We start from the raw sequence: 18,060 nt of genomic DNA, 5'->3' as shown, positions 1-18,060 counted from the left end.
GACAACCTGCCCATTTCTGAGGCCAAGTATCTTAGCGACGACTGGTTCCTGAGCCTGGGATCTCGCCTTCGAGATCCAGTAGAGGAGAACAGTGGTGACGTTACCGGTTCGGATAGACTCCGAAAGTAGGATATTGTGCGCGGACAGATCGAACTCTTCGGGAAAGGTAAAGTCCGGAGACGCCTCGTACTGCTTTACGTAAGCGGTTTGGCATGTATCGCGTTGCTTACTCCGAATTGTCCGCTTCCGGCCAAGCATAGCAATCGTCCGAATTGCTGACTTTCTGGAAACCGATCATACCGCAGTTCAAGCATATGTTGAACCATTTCAATTGATGATTCATTCTTCCCGCACCGGCGCCGATGACTTATTTCTAAGCTCCGAGCAGTCATTCGATTATGAAGGTGCGCCCGCTTCTACCTATAGACGAGCCCCATGTACGGGACTTCCCTACCCGCTCGAGTATCGGCTGCCATGAACGCCCCTAGGAAGGGCCTATTCGTTCCAAAATTAACTGCGGAGCCGATGCATTTGTAGCAACATTGGCAGCGCCCACAAGTACTTCGAATGGTTGAAGGCCGCCATGAGCCATCTTTGCACGTTGGAGCGTCGGCATCATCAGCGATGGGGTGAGCAGGAACGTAGTCGCTGCTTCGGTGCCGGCAGTGTTTAGCCCACCCACGATCAAGACGTGCCCTGTAGAAGTGAGGTTTGGCACATAAGCAATGAGACCATACGTATGATCTTGATCCGAAGCGCTATACAGTGCATTCTCCCCAACCTGTGGGTGTGAGTTGAGTATCCCGGACGGTTTGTCAGAGCCAGGATTGATACTGAAACGAAAGTCCATATGGGCCTGAAAAAGTTCAATCCAGGGATTGGCTTCAGTGGAACCGATCAGAACAGCATTTCCAGTTCTAAGGTCGTCCATGCGCAGATCACGCGCATATCGGATCACCATGCGGCCGGGTACAACCTCATCCAGTTGAGCCATGTGAGCAACAAAAGCCAGGTCGACTACGCTGGTATAGCGTCGCCCCCCGAGCTTGAGGATCTCGGGAGCACCCGAATCCCCATCCATTTTAATATTTGTTCGATAACTTCCATTGACGTAGCTAGAGAGAGGAACCGGGCGCGCGGTAAGTCGTTGCATGATAATCAGCCCGTCATCCGAAGGCACAATGAAGGTATCTCGATCGCTGCTGAATATCTGAGACCACAGAGAAATTGATGCAGACTCAGATGCCGACGGAAAGACGCGCTTCAAGAATGGCAACGGCCCCAAAACGGCGCCACCTAACCCTAAGATGATGCCGATACAGAGCGCAAGAACCGCTCCATATTTGCGAAGGACCACCCCTGGCTCTTTATACCAAGGAAGTATAAGAATAGGCGTGGGTGCTTCAACAATGGTAGGCAGTGACTGGAGATGTGCTTCGAACTCCGGCGTTGAGGAATCATCTGACGCTTTATCTGCTTCACTGATCGGCGGAGACATGGGATGTGGATCGATCAGGTTACCAGTTGATGACTCCGTATCCAATCTTATGGTGGAGAATGACGGTGCATAACCGCCACGAGGGATCTCCAGTCGAAGCGATTCCTCTTTCCCTTCGGCCGCAAAGTACTCATCGATTCGTTTACGCAGGTTTCTCGCGTAGCTGCGAACGATGTTGTCGTCATTCGCGTCGTAGCCTTCCGCTCTTCCGAAGACCAGAATTCCAATTTGTTGCTCAGTGATCTCGTCAGTGCGATCTCGGATATGGCGATCGACTATGTAGAGCAAAAAATCAGTAAGCAGCCGTGAGCGTCCCAGGCTGCCGCTCGCGGCGATGCGTCGCGCAAGCTGCCAGCGAGGATCATCTGCATGCGCAACCACGTCGGTAGCACCTGCCACTTTCACACGTGGAAGGCCGCCCGCGACAATCTTCGGTGATGGCTCCAGAGTTTGCATGATGGGTTTCAAACTCACTTCTTAGGCAAAGTGTAAAGTGCTTCGATGAACGTCCTGTGAACCGAAGCTTCTGCAGCGATCGTACACGTGGGTGCACCCGCAGAAAACGGGATGATGCGTATTGATGCCAAAGGGGATAGCTCAACCACAATGTGGTAATTCGTTTGTCACAAGGAAAACCCCTACCGTCGAGATGGCCGCCACCCAATACTCGAAGCCATCAGGACTGCAGGTTGATCTCTTTCTTTTCGCATGCGTGCGAAACCTCAGGCCAAGCGCAAAAGGAGATGTAATGAAAGCTTTGTTGTTGGAGATGCCGAGAGAATTTACGAAGATTCCGGACCCTCGCAGAAGAAGGTACTCCGCTCTTCATTGTGGATTGCTATTCATCCTGACCCTTTTATGGGGTCCGAGTTTGTTCGGTCAGGGCATTACGGGATCCATTACTGGAACTGTAACCGATGCAAGTGGAGCTTCGGTGGCCGGAGCAACTGTAATGGTTCGCCAGATCGATACGAACGCGATCCATACCGTAGTCAGCTCCGATGTCGGGTCCTATACTGTTCCGCAACTGCCACCGGGGGGGTATAGCGTCAGAGTCGACAAGCCGGGCTTTGAAGCCTTTCAGAAGGACAACTTCACGCTTGCGATCGATCAGGTGGCGAAGATCGATGCTCAGCTAACTATCGGTTCGGACCAGCAGACTGTGAACGTGACAGGGGAAGATCCGGTCATCCAGACCGAAACTTCCTCGGTCGGATTGGTAGTCGACAGTGCCACCATCCAGAACACTCCGTTGAACGGCCACGTAAGCATTCTCGGCCTCATCAATCTTGTCCCCGGCGTGCAGGACGTCGCCGCCCAGGATCAGGTGCCCGTCCGCGGCGTGACACTCGCCTTCGGTACCAACCAGCGCAACTCCTATGGAGATGTCGGCTTTACTCTCGACGGCGTTACCAATGAGGAGGTTGAACTACAGCGCGGTGAAGGCGAGGTGCCGCCGCTTGACGCGCTGGCCGAGTTCAAGGTTATTACCCAAGGCGCTGCCGCAGAGTTCAACCAGCCGAACCAGGTCATCATCGTAAGCGCCAGCGGAGGCAATGCGTTGCATGGCGAAGGGCTCGAGTTCAACAGGAGCCGCGGGACAGGAGCAAAGCCCTACTTCTTCGGAGCAGCTTCGGCCGCCCCAGTACGACCACCCTACCAGCGCAACGAGTATGGCGGAAACCTTAGCGGGCCTATCTATATTCCTCACTTGTATAACGGCAAAGACCGATCTTTTTTCTTTGCCAGCTACGAAGGGTTCCATCTCACCCAATCCAATCCGCTTACCAGCACCCAGCCCACAACGGCCGAGCGCAACGGCGATTTCAGCTGCTTTCTCGCCGGAGGCAGTTGCGCCACCGCCTCGGCACCGAACACAGTCATCGTCAATCCACTGACCGGGAAGCCGTTCCCCGGAAACAAGATCAATGTTCCATTCAATCCAGTGGACGTTCAACTGCAAAACCTGCTTCTTCCTCAGTCGACGACGCAGACCACTGGCGTCAATACCTTCGAACTGGTTCCACACACCACGGAAGTTACGCGCTTCAATTTGCGGCTCGATCATAAGCTCAGCGATCGCGATCAGATTCGAGGAACGTGGCTCCGCGCTTACTATGGGCCATTTGCAGACGTAGCAACCCAAGGTAGTGGATCCAGCCTCGCTGGTGGTGTAGCGCGCGACGGTGAACACAACGATATCTTTGTAGCCGGCTGGACCCACACGTTCTCACCCACCCTGCTGCTCGACAGCTATGTCTCATACCTCCACCTTCCGCTATACCGCGACGCACAGAACTACAAGACGGATTTCTCGGCGATCATCCCGGGGCTGGGTACACAGCTGCTCGAAGGTGCGCCGTCACTGACGATCACTAACATCACTGCCTTCTCGGAGGCTGGCTCCAAGAACCTCGAACAGACCTATCAAGGCAATACCGCAATGACCAAGGTCTTACCTAGGCACACAATCAAGGCTGGTGTCTCCTATCTGTATAACGATTCCTGGCAAGACAGTTCGCAATCGCATGGTGCTTTCACATTCACAGGGCGGTACTCCGGCATCGCATACGCCGACTTCCTCTTGGGTTATCCGAATACCACTGCCAACGCAACTCCACACGACTACGTAGTGCGCTTCAATACGAGTCAGTATGGCTTCTACATCCAGGATGACTGGAAGCCGGTGCCAAAGCTGACGATCAACTACGGCATTCGGTATGATCTGCAACGTTTCCACGACAACCCATATGGTACGGAATCGCTCTTCGTGCCCAGCATCGGCAAAGTTGTCGTCTTCGCGAAAGCGTACCCGGCTGGAAGTAACGCTGTCTACATTCCGGATACGGTTCTTGCGCCAGCGGTGGGCTTGCCGACCAGCATGTTCGCCTACCTCGGCCAACCAACGACGAATATCGCGCCACGCTTCGGCTTCGCCTATCAACTTCAGCCGAAGACAGTAATCCGCGGCGCTGTAGGTCAGTACTACAATCTGCTTCCCTCTTCCTATGTTGACGGTGGTTTCAGCAACCTGCCGTTTGTCAGCAGTCTCTCGTATACAAACAGCACGTCGCCGACCCTTACGATGAACGACCCCTTCGCTGCAAATCCCTCCGTTGCAGCCAATCCCACGACGATCGCTCAGCATAAACCGATTACGCCTTACACCGAGCAGTACAACCTCGCGCTCGAGCAGCAACTGCCCGACTCCATCGATCTGCGCATCGGTTACGTCGGTCAGCGCACCATCCATCAGAACAACCACGGCGGCACCGGCAACACAGAACCCGACATCAACTATGCAGCGCCGGGAATGACCGTGGAGCAGTCGCGTAGGCCGTTTCAACCTTTCTCGACGATCACGGATGCATTTGATCCCCTCTACCACACGACTGCCAATTCGCTACAAGTGGGTCTGCACAAACAATACAGACACGGCTTGATGGTGAATGCCGAGTACCAATGGATTCGCGTCCTGGGAATCGAAAACCACCAGGACCCGACAAAGATCGGCGACTCTTACGGCCCCATCTCCAGCATCACGCCCCAGACACTCGAGGTCAGCTACGCGTACGAGCTTCCGTTCGGCCACGACAAAATGCTGCTCGGTAGTGTAGGTGCGTTCACAAACAAACTCATCAGTGGATGGCAGTTGGCTGGTCTCACCTCTTTCCAGACTGGGCAGCCGTTCTCCGTCACCTATACCGCGCCTGGCAGTCAGGTATACGGCGCTACGGGTCGTGCAGACCGCGTTCCAGGCGTACCGATATATCCATCGCATAAGACCAACGCAGAGTGGTTCAATCCGGCAGCGTTCGCGGCCCCAGCTCCTTATGTCTTCGGTAACTCTGGCTACGACATGCTCCGTGGGCCAAACTACCAGAACTGGGACATGAATCTGGAAAAGAACACTGCCATTGGCGAACGCTACAAGCTGCAGCTGCGGGGCGAGGTGTTCAACATAGCCAATCATCCGAACTTCGGAGTTCCAAGTTCGGCCATCACCAACCCGGCTTCCTTTGGTGTCGTCTCGTCCGTGGTCAACGAAAGTCGCACGATCGAGTTCGCCGCCAAATTCAACTTCTAACGAAGGCATCGCAAGAACATCGGGCTGTCCGACTGTCAGATCCTGAGTACGGTTCTGACAGTCGGACAGCATCGATTTATCTATCACCTCAATCTCGGCCTTTCGCCTGGAGTTCCATCCGTCTATGAAATCTGAACTTCAACTTGACCCATCTGTTCCCATGGCGAAGTTCACCCGCCGTCGACTCCTGAAGAGCGCAACGGGGCTTGCGATTGCCGCCGCTGCCGAGACGCTTATGCCTCCGAACGTGCAGCGTATGCTGGCGCAGGGTCAACCGAGACACGGCACCATGCGCGACATCAAGCATGTCGTGATGCTGATGCAGGAAAATCGTTCCTTCGATCATTATTTCGGAACTTTGGCAGGTGTTCGCGGATTCGACGATCCGCACGCACTGACGCTTCCTCACGGGAAGTCGGTCTTTCATCAGCCCGATACTCAAAATCCGAACGGCTACCTGTTGCCGTTCCACCTGAATACTCGTGTAAGCAGCGCACAGAAGATTCCTTCTACTAGCCATGGATGGGCCGTACAGCATGAGGCATGGGACGGCGGACGCATGGATAACTGGGTGCCTGCCCATCGCAAAGCGGATGGCGAGCATGGGCCGTACACGATGAGCTACTACAAGCGGGAGGACATCCCGTTCCATTTCGCCCTAGCCGATGCATTTACGATCTGTGATGACTATCACTGTTCAATGATGGGTCCTACCGGACCGAACCGCATGTACTGGCTGACAGGAACGGTAGACCCGGATGGACAGCACGGCGGACCAATGACGCACAACAACTGGCCAGAGGAAGGTTTTGCTTGGACCACCTACGCTGAGCGGCTGGAGGAAGCTGGAATCTCCTGGAAAGCTTACTCACATCAGGAAGGCCACATCTATAACCGGCTGCTCAGCTTCAGAAACTTCATCCACGCTCCAAAGAGTTCGCCGCTCTACACCAAAGGGATGACGGTGTCCTCCGAAGGTCAGTTTGAGTACGATGCGATCCATGATAAATTGCCTGCGGTATCCTGGCTCTTCCCCACTGCAATTCAGTCGGAACATCCGGATTACACGCCTGCGGAGGGCGCAGCCTTTATTGCCAGCAAGCTCGATGCGATAGCGTCCAATCCTGACGTTTGGGCGAAGACAGCATTCATCCTCAACTACGACGAGAACGATGGCATCTTCGATCATGTGCCGCCTCCTGTTCCCCCACCCGGTACCGCTCAGGAGTTTATCGACGGACTTCCCATCGGTGCCGGCTTTCGTGTTCCCTGCATTCTCATTTCGCCATGGACGGCAGGAGGTTGGGTATGCAGCCAGCCATTCGACCATACATCAGTGCTCCAGTTTCTGGAGAAATTCACTGGCGTTCGGGAGACGAACATCAGTGACTGGAGGAGGCAGACCTTCGGCGACCTAACCTCGGCCTTTCGTTTCAACCATGCGGCCGCTCAACCTCCGATGCTGCCTGACACCACTGGTGAGCTGCGCCTGGCGAAGTATGCAGTCAACAATCTTCCGGCCGCCGAACTCCCAGTTACTGATCAGCAGCAACCGAAGCAGGAGAAAGGTACTCGCAGACGCATCTCGTAGGTAAATGAAATGTCGCTTCAATTTCACCGTCACGCTGTTCACCAAACACTTATCCAGAGAGACAAAGGCTACCTGATATGCGGAACCTCCTCGCCATACTTCCAACAATTATCCTGTTCCCCCTATGTGCCGCGGCACAACAGACTTCCGCAGTCAAGCAGGACCAGTCCATCCGTATTAACGAGATCCAGGTCATCGGAAGCCACAACAGCTATCACACAGGCATCGCGCCCAGTGAGCGCAAGTTGATCGAGCAGCAAAATCCGAAAGCGATGCGCGCACTCGACTATGCTCATGCACCGCTGGGCGATCAACTATCCGGAGGTGTTCGCCAGCTCGAGATCGACGTCTATGCCGATTCCAAGGGGGGTCGCTACTCTCACCCAGCGATCGTCGACAAGGTCGCCGCTGCGGGACTGCCCGCTGATCCGGACTTCGATCCAAGCCATGAGATGGATAAGCCCGGATTCAAGGTGATGCATGTCCTGAACGTCGATCAGCGCAGCTCCTGCCACACCTTCATCGCCTGCCTCGCGACGATCCGAAGCTGGTCCATGCAGCACCCACAGCACGTGCCGATCTTCATTCTGGTTGAAACCAAACAGAGTCGTCCGGGAACACCGGCCTCTCCGAATGGCCCGGAACAATTTACCTCTGCGACCTTTGACGCGCTCGACGCCGAGATACGCTCCGTCTTCTCTCCGACAGAGATGATTACTCCAGACCAGGTTCGAGGCAGCTATGCGACGCTCTTCGAGGCCATTCAGTCCAGCGGGAAAGGCTCTACCGATAAAAAGGCCGGTGGCTGGCCCACCCTGGCGCAGTCCCGCGGAAAGGTGATCTTCCTAATGGACCAGCGTCCGGTAGAAGCGATCTACACCGAAGGTCATCCCTCGCTTCGCGGCCGTGCGATCTTCACAAATGCCACTCCGGGCGCTCCGGACGCAGCCTTCACCGAAGAGAACAGTGGGACGAAAGAAGAGATCGATGCTCTCGCGAAACAGGGATACCTGATACGAACCCGCACAGACGATGGAACCGAGGAGGCGCGCAGCAATGATCGCACCCGCGCCGAACTTGCGCTGTCGAGTGGGGCGCAAATGTTGAGTACCGACTATCCCTCGTCAGAACCATCGAAGTGGACGGGATTTTTCGTCGGCCTGCCGCACAATCTCGCCGCTCGTTGTAATCCGGTGATCGCACCTCCAGGCTGTATCGATGCATTGCTGGAACCGACCCCCACAAAGTAAACACCGTTCAGCGAAATCTAAAAACATACTTCTGGCACCCATCAACGAACGGAGATCCTTTTGACGAACGTAACTTTGTCTGACGAGGAAGAAGACGACCACGTGACACTCACTTTCCAGTACCCGACCAGACTCCGCATCGTTCGCCTCGCTTGCTTCATCCTCTATGCGTGCACGACGCTTTCTATTATTACGGCACCGCTCTTCGGAGCCAGCGTCCAGCCCGAAAGGGACTACACACGCAACGTCGATCCCTTCATCGGCGTGGACTGGGGCGGCAATACCTTTGTCGGCTCTGCGATCCCCTATGGGCTCGTTAAATTAGGCCCTGATATGGAGACCTTCGACGGACGCCGCTCCGGCTTCGGTTATTCGAGCACTGGCTCCAGCCTTGGCTTCTCTCATCTTCATCTCAGCGGAGCCCAGGGCAAATACGGCAACATCCTCGTAACTCCCGTCACCGGCCCGCTCGACCTGAACGATATCAAATCTCCGCGAACCGAAGAGGTCGCCAAAGTCGGCTACTACGCAGCGACTCTTACCCGCTATCAGGTCAAAGCAGAGCTGACCAGCAGTCGTCGCGTCGGCTTCCATCGGTACACTTTCCCCACCTCGCAGCAGACGCATATCACTATCAACATTGCCTACGCACTCGGCCTTGGAACGGACTGGCAGGCGCAGAAGTTTCTTGGCGCGGAGATCCACCTCACATCGAACCACGAAGCTCAGGGAGTAGCTCGATTCACCGGCGGCTGGAACAGAGGAGGTGAGTACAAAGTCTTCTACTACATGGTGCTCGACACGCCCGCCAAAGCGATGCGAACGTGGACCGGAAGCTCTCTGACCGATGCAAAGGATGCCACCGTTGGCCCGGACACGCCGATCGGTGCTTCCTTCGACTTCACCACGAAAGCAAACCAGGCCATCCAGGCCAAGGTCGGCATCTCGTTCATCAGCGCCGAGCAGGCGAAGCAGAACGTCCAGCAGGAAGTTCCCGCGTGGAGCTTCGAGGCCATTCACGCCGCTGCTACCGCGCTCTGGAACACACAGCTCGCAAAATTGAACATGATCGGCGAGACCGATTCGCAACGCCGTCAGCTCTACACTGCGATCTATCACGTCATGCTGATGCCCACCGATCGCACCGGCGAGAACCCGGACTGGAAGTCGTCGGAACCATACTATGACGACTTCTACTGCATCTGGGATACATTTCGCACCTCCAGCCCGCTGCTCACACTGATCTCACCTGATCGTCAGCGTGACATCATCCGCTCGCTAATCGACATATACCGTCACACCGGATATATGCCCGATGCACGCAGCGGCAACGACAACGGCCGCACCCAGGGCGGCTCTAACGCCAACGTTGTCGTTGCTGACGCTTACCTCAAGGGACTCAAGGGCATCGACTATCAGACCGCCTTCGCCGCGATGGTGCACGATGCCGAGGTGCCTCCCGCCGATGCACAGAAGGAGGGCCGAGGAGGTCTCAAGGACTACAACGAGAAAGGCTTCGTCACGCTCGCCGATGAGCGCTCAGGCTCGCGCACTGCGGAGTACAGCTACGACGACTTCGCTATCTCCGAGGTCGCGTGTGGTCTGGGAAAGACAAAGGAGGCCGCCCTGTATTCCAGCCGTGCGCACAACTTTGAGCATCTCTGGGACAAGGACATGACAGTACAAGGCTTCAAAGGCTTCATGCGTCCACGCAATCCGAATGGCACATGGGCTCCCCCGTACCTTGTCGTCCGCGGTACCTGGCCCGACTTCTTCTACGAGGGCGATATCTGGACCTATTCGATCTATGCCCCGCAAGATATGAAGCGACTCATCGAGATGGCTGGCGGCAAGGATGCTTTCGTTCATCGTCTCGACTGGACCTTCCTGCGTGGCCACTTCGACGTGACCAACGAGCCTAGCTTCCTTCTTCCTGTGCTCTATAACTATGCAGGGCGGCCGGACAAGACCGCAGATATCGTACATATGGTGCTTGAAAAGGCCTTCACCAACAGTCGTGCCGGCATTCCTGGCAACGACGACTCTGGCGCAATGTCCAGCTGGTTAATCTTCTCCACGCTCGGCATCTTCCCAGTCGCAGGCGAGGATGTCTATCTCATCAGTACGCCGAGCATCCCCAACGCATCGCTCGCTCTCGGAGACGGCAGGAAGCTCCGAATCGTCGCCAGGAACTTGGACGCCAACGGCCTCAATCGCTATGTGCAATCGGCCACTCTCAATGGAGTCGATCTTCCAAACGCATGGTTCCGGCACTATCAGATCAAAGACGGAGCAACACTAGTCCTCACAATGGGATCAGCGCCATCGGAATGGGGCAAGGCAACATCACCGCCCTCCATGAGCGACGCAGCTTTGCCTGTCTGCTCCGCCGCACAAGTCACGACCACCGATCACTGAAATATCAGCCCAGATCTTCGCTCTTCTCTTGGATATAGAGGCAGGACCACAACACAAACTATTAGATATGGCTCGACGTACATATTCGCAATAAGTTGCCGCAAGAGTGAGGACTCACATCGTGGATGAAAAACACTTTATTAGAGGCTGTGAGACGACGTCGACAGTTACTCGAAGAAACTTCCTCCAGGGCATCAGTGGCACCGCCGCTGGCCTCTTCGTCCGGAAGACGGCTCGCGACTTCGATGTTCGAGATTATGGTGCGACAGGCAACGGTGTAACGCTCGACACTCTGGCAATACAAAGGACGATCGACAGCGCCGCCTCGTCGGGAACCAACGCTCGTGTCCTGCTACGGGGTGGGCGAAGATATCTAACTGGGGCTCTGACGTTGAAGGGAGGTATTGATCTCCACCTGGCAGACGATGCGCAACTCATTGCGAGCACAGATCCGAAGGATTATCCGCAGGACGCTCCGGCAATCCTGATGGCGGAGCAGGCGGTCGGACTTAAAGTCTCAGGGACAGGTCATATCGATGGCCAGGCCATGAAGTTTATGACGACTTACTCCGAGGCGGATGAACGATGGGAACCAAGGTCTTTTCGTCCACGGATGTTTTCTCTCAAAGCATGTCGCAATCTGGAAATAAGCGGAATCTCCTTCGGCCACGCTCCTCAGTGGGGGCTATATATGCTCGGCTGCGAACAAGTACTCATCGACACAATTCGTATTCAGAATTTACTGGACGTGCCGAACAGCGACGGCATCGATCCCGATCGCTGCCGCCATGTTGAGATTCGCAACTGCGATATCGTGTGCGCGGACGATGCAATCGTCATCAAGACGAGCGAGCATCTGGACAGCTACGGCACTTCGGCGCATATCGTAGTGAAGGATTGCCGAGTCACGACGAGGGACGCCGGTCTGAAGATTGGCACGGAGACCTTCGGCGATATCTCCAACATAGTCTTCGAGCGGTGCAAGGTTGTCTCCAGCGGCCGAGGACCCACGATCACGCATCGCCATGGTGGAGACATCTCGAACATCGAGTTCCGCGATATCGAAGTTGTGGCGGAACACCATGCAGCGCGATGGTGGGGATGGGGAGAAGCAATCTCTCTTAGCGTAAGACCTCGCGTGCATGGCGAGAAGGTTGGCCGCCTTCGGGACATTCGCATCCGCAATCTTACTGCACGGGCCGAAAACAGCGTGCGTATCGACGGCTCAAAGGACAACCTGATTGAGGATGTACTGCTCGACCATGTCGACATCACCATCGACCGTTGGACAAAATATCCCGGAGCCATGTTCGATAACCGTCCCACTGCGCATGGGGATCAGGGTCTCGAACCTCATACGACGCCCGCTTACTCCATGCGGAACGCAAAGAACGTTGTCCTGAAAGCCTGTAAGGCTCATTGGGGAACAAGCCGCCAGGACTACTTCAGCTACGCGCTAGAGGCTGAAAATGTTGTGGGCCTGGAGATGAAAGGGTTCCGAGGCGAAGCGGCCCACCCGGAGCGCGATCCTGCCGTAAAAATCGTCTAAGACTTCCCCTTCGTGTTCGAAGAACCCGAAAAACTAACAATGCAGACCACTTTTTAGAAATAGAGAAATCTCTCGAATGCAAGCAACACTCGGTATCAGTCTTCTTCTCGGAGTTTTCATATCGGCGTTCAGTGCGGCTCAAACAAAATCTGCAGCTAACTCTGTCAACCCTCTTATAGGGACCGACGGCTCCGGCATGACGTTTCCTGCAGTAGGAGCACCCTTCGGAATGACGCAATGGACGCCACAGACCCGCGAAGGGGAGAGAAAATGCGTTGCTCCCTACTATGCCGCCGATACTAGGATTCAGGGCTTTCGAGGAAGCCACTTTCTCTCCGGCTCCTGCACTCAGGACTATGGAAGTGTCACGCTGATGCCCCTAAGCGGCGCCCTCAAGGTAGATCCGAAGGAACGCTCATCAGCTTTTCTTCGGGAGAGTGAAGTGCTCCATCCCTCGTCATACTCTGTCGATCTGAAAGACTACGGAATCCATGTCGACATGACCGGCTCTGTTCGAAGCGGGCTTCTGCGCTTCCGCTTCGAACGTGGTGGTAAGTCCTGGATTCTGGTTCAGAATAACTCCCGTCCCGGAGACGGTGACATATTGATCGATGAAACCCGTCAGGAGATCAGTGGAAGGAATCCAGTGCGACGTCTCTACGCTGGACGGGGAAAGCTGGCAGGATTCAGCGGATACTTTGTCGTCAAATTCGATCGGCCATTCCATGTCGGCGGCACCTGGTCAGGGGATGTGAAGCGCGATGGCAACCGCTTCCAGACGTCTACCGATGGCGCTCCGGGTGCCTACATCTTCTTTGATCTAAAACCTGGAGATGTTATACAGGCGAAGGTTGGGACTTCATTTACCAGTATTGAAGAAGCAAAGAAGAATTTCACAGCGGAGATCAGCGACTGGAACTTCGAACGCGCCGAATTACAGTCTCGTCGCAAGTGGAACGATGCTCTCGGACGTATTCAGATCACAGCAGACACCAACGACCAAACTATCTTCTATACTGCCCTCTACCACTCGCTTCTGTTACCGCGCACCTATAGCGATGCAAGCGGACGGTATCCACGTTTTGCCGGGGCGGGCGAGGTGGAACAAGCCAAAAAATTCATCTACTACGATGACTTTTCCATATGGGATACCTTCCGTGCCGTTCATCCCCTCCTCACTATTTTGGAGCCGGATCGTGAGCGGGACATGGTCCGTTCGCTCATCGCAAAGGGAGATCAGGGCGGATTTCTTCCCATCTTTCCTGCGTGGAACAGCTATACCCAGGAGATGATCGGGGATCACGCCGGTGCTGTTATAGCAGACGCATATTTCAAAGGGATTCGCGGATTCGATGTGCAGGATGCTTATCGATTGATGCGGAAGAACGCGATGGAATCACCTGCCTCGGATGATCTCTATCGCGATGGCCGTGGTCGCCGCGCTCTGCAGTCCTATCTCCGATATGGATATATCCCGCTTGAAGACAAGGTTCCCTATGCCTTTCATAGTGAAGAACAGGTCTCGCGAACCCTCGAGTATGCCTATGACGACTCGCTGGTGGGGACGATGGCCGCTGCGCTTGGTCACATAGAAGATGCCACCCTCTTCAACAAGAGAGCGCAGAACTATCACAACGTTCTCGACCCGGAAACGGGCTTCGTTCGTGGGAGGCGTGCAGACGGTTCGTGGGACACACCATTCAACCCATCAGAAAATTACCACTACATCACCGAAGGTCTTCCGTTTCAATACACCTTCTTTGTACCCCAGGATGTGGACGGGTTGATCGCTGCGGTCCATGGCCGTCAGGCCTTCATCGCTAAGCTCGACGCCCTCTTCAACGGTGGCTACTACGACCATGGCAATGAGCCGAGCCATCATATCGCTTATCTCTACGACTACGCTGGACAAGCCTGGAAGACACAGTCCCACGTGCACCAGATTGTGCAGGCGGAATATCACAACCGTCCCACTGGTCTCGCTGGGAACGATGATGCCGGCCAGATCTCGGCATGGTATGTCTTCAGTGCTCTCGGATTTTATCCTGTGTCTCCGGGGACGCCGCGCTACGAAATCGGCACTCCTCGTTATGAAGATGCCGTCATCTACCTCCCAAACGGGAAGCGATTTCATATCCACGCGAACGGGGCTCGTGAAGGAAAGTTCTTTATCCAGGCTGCCAGGCTAAACGGGGCGCCCCTCACAAGAGACTGGATCACTCACTCCGAGATAACTGCGGGTGGCGAACTGGTCTTTGATATGTCTTCGGAGGCCAACCCGAACTGGCCGGGGCCCGTCGAATAGAGGTTTCTTCACAACCACTTCACTCTCCTCCACATCTCGTCAACCGATCTGCATACGCATCGTTCACGGGAAACGACACAACTGATTCCGCAACTATAGTGCACTGCAAGTTGAGGTTCCTATGATGAAGTACATACGCTATGCCTTCCTTCTGATCTTCACATGTTCGCTTCCCCTCTGGGCTCAGTTGGAAAAACCTGACCTGGTCTTGGAAGGCACCGTCACCGTAGCGCAGAACCACACACACTTCTATATTCCATTCACAGTGCCTTCCGGGGTGCATCGCATCTCCGTAGACTTTTCTTATGATCATCGTCGCGAAGAAAAAACCGTCTTCAATATCGGCATCCATGACCCGGCAGGATTTCGCGGACAGAGTGGCAGCAACAAGGATCACTTCACGATTGGGCCCGGTGACGCGACACCCTCCTACATCCCTGGTTCGATCCCGCCAGGACAGTGGAAGTTCCTGATCTCGGTCTCGAATATCCGGCCGGAGATCACCTCGAAGTACAGAGTGGAGATTCGCTTCAACTCGCCGCTCGAAGATGCAAGCTTCACATTGGACCCGCTCGAAATCAATCTCCGCTGGTACCGCGGCGACCTGCACATGCACACCGCGCACAGCGACGGCTTTTGTGGAAGCCAAAACGAAAAGCATGTTCCCTGTCCACTATTTCTTACAGCGCAGACAGCAACCAATCGAGGTCTCGACTTCATCGCCATCTCCGATCACAACTCAATCGCACATTACGCGGAGATGCGTGAGCTGCAACCATACTTTGACAAGCTTCTCCTCATCCCCGGGCGTGAGATGACGACGTTCTATGGACATTTCAATGCGTTCGGAGTCACGCAATACATTGATTATCTGGTAGCCGAGAAAAATGGGCGAACCATCGATGAAGTCGTGCATGACATTCAATCGATGGGAGGCATCGCATCGATCAACCATCCCATGTCGCCTACCGGCGAGGCATGTAGAGGCTGCGGATGGACTCCTCCGGCGCCTGTCGACATGTCAAAATTTACCGGGATCGAGGTGGTCAACAGCGGCAGAGTGATGGATGCTTTCTGGGATCAGCAGCTGGCAAAAGGGCTCCGCCTAACCGCGATCGGCGGAAGCGACAACCATGATGCCACCAAGGCCGAAGACCAGCGCGGCGCATTGGCGCATCCGACGACCGTAGTGCAAGCGAAGGAGCTGTCTGTTGCAGGAATTCTCGATGGGGTTCGTGCCGGGCACGTCTTCATTGATGTAACTGGCTCAAGGAATAAATTGCTCGAGGTCGAGGCGATCACGTCTGCCGCCACAGCACATATGGGCGACACCCTTGCGGCCAGGAGCGGAGACGATCTTCGACTTCATGTGCACGTCGTTGCCTGCGCTCAGGATCAGGTGCACATGCTCGTAGACGAAAAGACAACGGGTGAGCCGCTTCCGGTGCGGGACGACGATCAAGCGCTCGATACACGTTGGATGAGCGATGGGGCGAGACATTGGGTTCGCTTCGTCGTTCTAGACGCGGCAGGTAACACAGTGCTCTTAGGCAACCCAATCTATGTCAACTTCTAGGATCCTTGCCTGTTGTAGTCAAGGAGAGAATCCAACCGCAGTATCTTCTGAAAGGAATTAAGTATGCGCGCACATGTTCTCGTTTCTAGTCTGATATTGGCAGGCTGCATCAGCAATTCGGCTCACGGGCAGGCAAGCCATAGTAATCCGTGGGCGCCCGTTGACGTCGGCCCTCTGCCGTCCACCGCTAGCCTCAGCGATGGCGTATGGCTCAAGGGCGACCTTCACCTACACTCCCGGCATAGCCACGACTCCACCAATAACTCCGAGGCAAAGATCATTGCCTTCTCCGAGTCTGTCGGCATGGACTATCTCTGCATCACCGATCATGACAACCATGTTCAAGGCGATGTTGCGCACAACACATGGGCCGATCCCGAATTCAAGTCAGACTCCCTCCTGCTTCTGTATGGCGGGGAGTGGACGACGACTCGCGGTCACGGCAATGTGTTCTCAGCCAGGCCGTACGATCACCAGCGGCTCTATGATGTTCGCGATCAGCGCGACGTGGTCGTGGGTGCAGTGAAGAAGGAGCTTGGGATTCATCTATCAGCCAACCATCCGAGCGGAAAGGATCACTTCGGATACTCCTACGATATCGTCGACTCAATCGAAGTCTGGAACTCTGCGGTCTGGTCCAAGAATGCCAATGCCATCATGATTTGGGACGACATGCTCTCATCAGGCCGCAAGCTGACAGGGAGAGGTGGAAGCGACTCGCATCATGGCACTCCGGATACACCCGAACAGGCGACTAAAAACACCTACCAGCGTCAGGCCAACTACGTTGGAACCCCGACCACGTGGGTATTTGCTAAGGCACGAACCTCGCAAGCGGTCGTAGATACGCTCACCAACGGGCGGGTCTCTGTCAGCGCAAACCCTTTTGCTCCTCGCGTCGAGTTCTATGCCGATCTCGATCAGGATGGCAAGATGGAAGTAATGATGGGCGACAACACAAAGGCCACGGGCAAGCCAGTCAGGTTCCGCGTTCAGCTAACAGGAAATACCGTTGCAGGAGCGGCCTACACCGTAAAAGTGATCAAGAACGGCGACCCATTCAGCACCTTGCAGGCGATCGGCGGCAAAACAACCATGGTCGAGTTTACTGATACACCGATAACCATCGGACGGACCTACTACCGCGTCGAGGTCGAGGGTCCGCCAACAGCCTATCCGCAGGTTCCTGAATCGATGGCTCTGAGCGGGAATATGGTCGGACTGTCTAACCCAATCTACTTCAACTTCGATCCGAACTTTTGATTACGGCTGTCCAAATGTACTATGCAACGACATCCAAGTGAGCAATATGATCGCTCCTGCACTAACGCTGATCAGAGCGAAGTTGCGACCGGTAGGGTTCCACCCAGCGTAGTCATCGCACATGGCGAGATAGGTCGCCATGTGCGATGGTAGCAAGCATGTTGAAATTTGGTGAAGCACAGGGTGGCGTGTTAGTGGAGGGTGATGATCACGTTTCCTAGAGATAGCTCTCAGTTGAAGATGTTATTGGCAGGATTGAGGTTCCGGCTTGGATTTGTCGGCACAGATACTGCCAATTATGATGTAACTAGTCTACGCAGGGAGTGGCAATAATCCCGGGACTGCGATGCCGGGCAACCTTGATACGATGGGGCTTGCAGGACACCGCGATTCGTTCTTCCGGCCATTGCGCAGGATCACCGCGAAGGACGCCACTTATCACTACGTCGTGGGCTCCACAGAGACTGTGAGTCCAGACAAGCCAGCGGTATTCAAGATCGCCGCAAGACCGAACTTACACTCA

General features: G+C 55.0%; 9 protein-coding genes. 8 read left to right on the top strand and 1 reads right to left on the bottom strand.

Going from position 1 to position 18,060, the window contains the following annotated elements:
- Window positions 1-484: 484 nt before the first annotated feature.
- Entirely contained in the window at window positions 485-1,966 is a 1,482-nt protein-coding gene (locus GSQ82_RS24150; protein ID WP_254061897.1) for a hypothetical protein, read from the bottom strand.
- A 280-nt stretch (window positions 1,967-2,246) separates the two neighbouring features.
- Between GSQ82_RS24150 and GSQ82_RS24145 the strand changes: the two genes are divergently transcribed.
- The 8 genes from GSQ82_RS24145 to GSQ82_RS24110 all read left to right on the top strand — a co-directional run bounded on the left by GSQ82_RS24145 (window position 2,247) and on the right by GSQ82_RS24110 (window position 17,537).
- On the top strand, window positions 2,247-5,585 hold the full coding sequence (locus GSQ82_RS24145) for a TonB-dependent receptor domain-containing protein (protein WP_371417266.1): 3,339 nt from the start codon (window positions 2,247-2,249) through the stop codon (window positions 5,583-5,585).
- Between the two features lie 124 nt (window positions 5,586-5,709).
- Window positions 5,710-7,176, top strand: coding sequence for an alkaline phosphatase family protein (locus GSQ82_RS24140; protein WP_254061895.1), 1,467 nt, complete (start codon window positions 5,710-5,712; stop codon window positions 7,174-7,176).
- A 77-nt stretch (window positions 7,177-7,253) separates the two neighbouring features.
- Window positions 7,254-8,426, top strand: a complete 1,173-nt coding sequence (locus GSQ82_RS24135) for a phosphatidylinositol-specific phospholipase C1-like protein (protein WP_158794791.1) — start codon at window positions 7,254-7,256, stop codon at window positions 8,424-8,426.
- Between the two features lie 60 nt (window positions 8,427-8,486).
- Window positions 8,487-10,844, top strand: a complete 2,358-nt coding sequence (locus GSQ82_RS24130; protein WP_254061894.1) for a GH92 family glycosyl hydrolase — start codon at window positions 8,487-8,489, stop codon at window positions 10,842-10,844.
- A 121-nt stretch (window positions 10,845-10,965) separates the two neighbouring features.
- On the top strand, window positions 10,966-12,393 hold the full coding sequence (locus tag GSQ82_RS24125; protein ID WP_254061893.1) for a glycoside hydrolase family 28 protein: 1,428 nt from the start codon (window positions 10,966-10,968) through the stop codon (window positions 12,391-12,393).
- Between the two features lie 76 nt (window positions 12,394-12,469).
- Window positions 12,470-14,698 (top strand): GH92 family glycosyl hydrolase, encoded by a 2,229-nt coding sequence (locus tag GSQ82_RS24120; RefSeq protein WP_158794790.1) that lies wholly within the window; start codon window positions 12,470-12,472, stop codon window positions 14,696-14,698.
- Between the two features lie 121 nt (window positions 14,699-14,819).
- Entirely contained in the window at window positions 14,820-16,274 is a 1,455-nt protein-coding gene (locus GSQ82_RS24115; protein WP_158794789.1) for a CehA/McbA family metallohydrolase, read from the top strand.
- 63 nt (window positions 16,275-16,337) lie between these two features.
- Window positions 16,338-17,537 (top strand): CehA/McbA family metallohydrolase, encoded by a 1,200-nt coding sequence (locus GSQ82_RS24110; RefSeq protein ID WP_158794788.1) that lies wholly within the window; start codon window positions 16,338-16,340, stop codon window positions 17,535-17,537.
- Window positions 17,538-18,060: the final 523 nt, after the last annotated feature.

Source organism: Granulicella sp. L60, from assembly GCF_009765825.1.
Classification (GTDB): domain Bacteria; phylum Acidobacteriota; class Terriglobia; order Terriglobales; family Acidobacteriaceae; genus Edaphobacter.
This window is presented reverse-complemented; position numbering and strand designations above follow the sequence as displayed.

Excerpts from the sequence above, each read along its gene's own strand:
- GSQ82_RS24145 (WP_371417266.1), top strand. The coding sequence starts at position 2,247 with ATGAAAGCTTTGTTGTTGGAGATGCCGAGAGAATTTACGAAGATTCCG.
- GSQ82_RS24140 (WP_254061895.1), top strand. The coding sequence starts at position 5,710 with ATGAAATCTGAACTTCAACTTGACCCATCTGTTCCCATGGCGAAGTTC.
- GSQ82_RS24135 (WP_158794791.1), top strand. The coding sequence starts at position 7,254 with ATGCGGAACCTCCTCGCCATACTTCCAACAATTATCCTGTTCCCCCTA.
- GSQ82_RS24120 (WP_158794790.1), top strand. The coding sequence starts at position 12,470 with ATGCAAGCAACACTCGGTATCAGTCTTCTTCTCGGAGTTTTCATATCG.
- GSQ82_RS24115 (WP_158794789.1), top strand. The coding sequence starts at position 14,820 with ATGATGAAGTACATACGCTATGCCTTCCTTCTGATCTTCACATGTTCG.
- GSQ82_RS24110 (WP_158794788.1), top strand. The coding sequence starts at position 16,338 with ATGCGCGCACATGTTCTCGTTTCTAGTCTGATATTGGCAGGCTGCATC.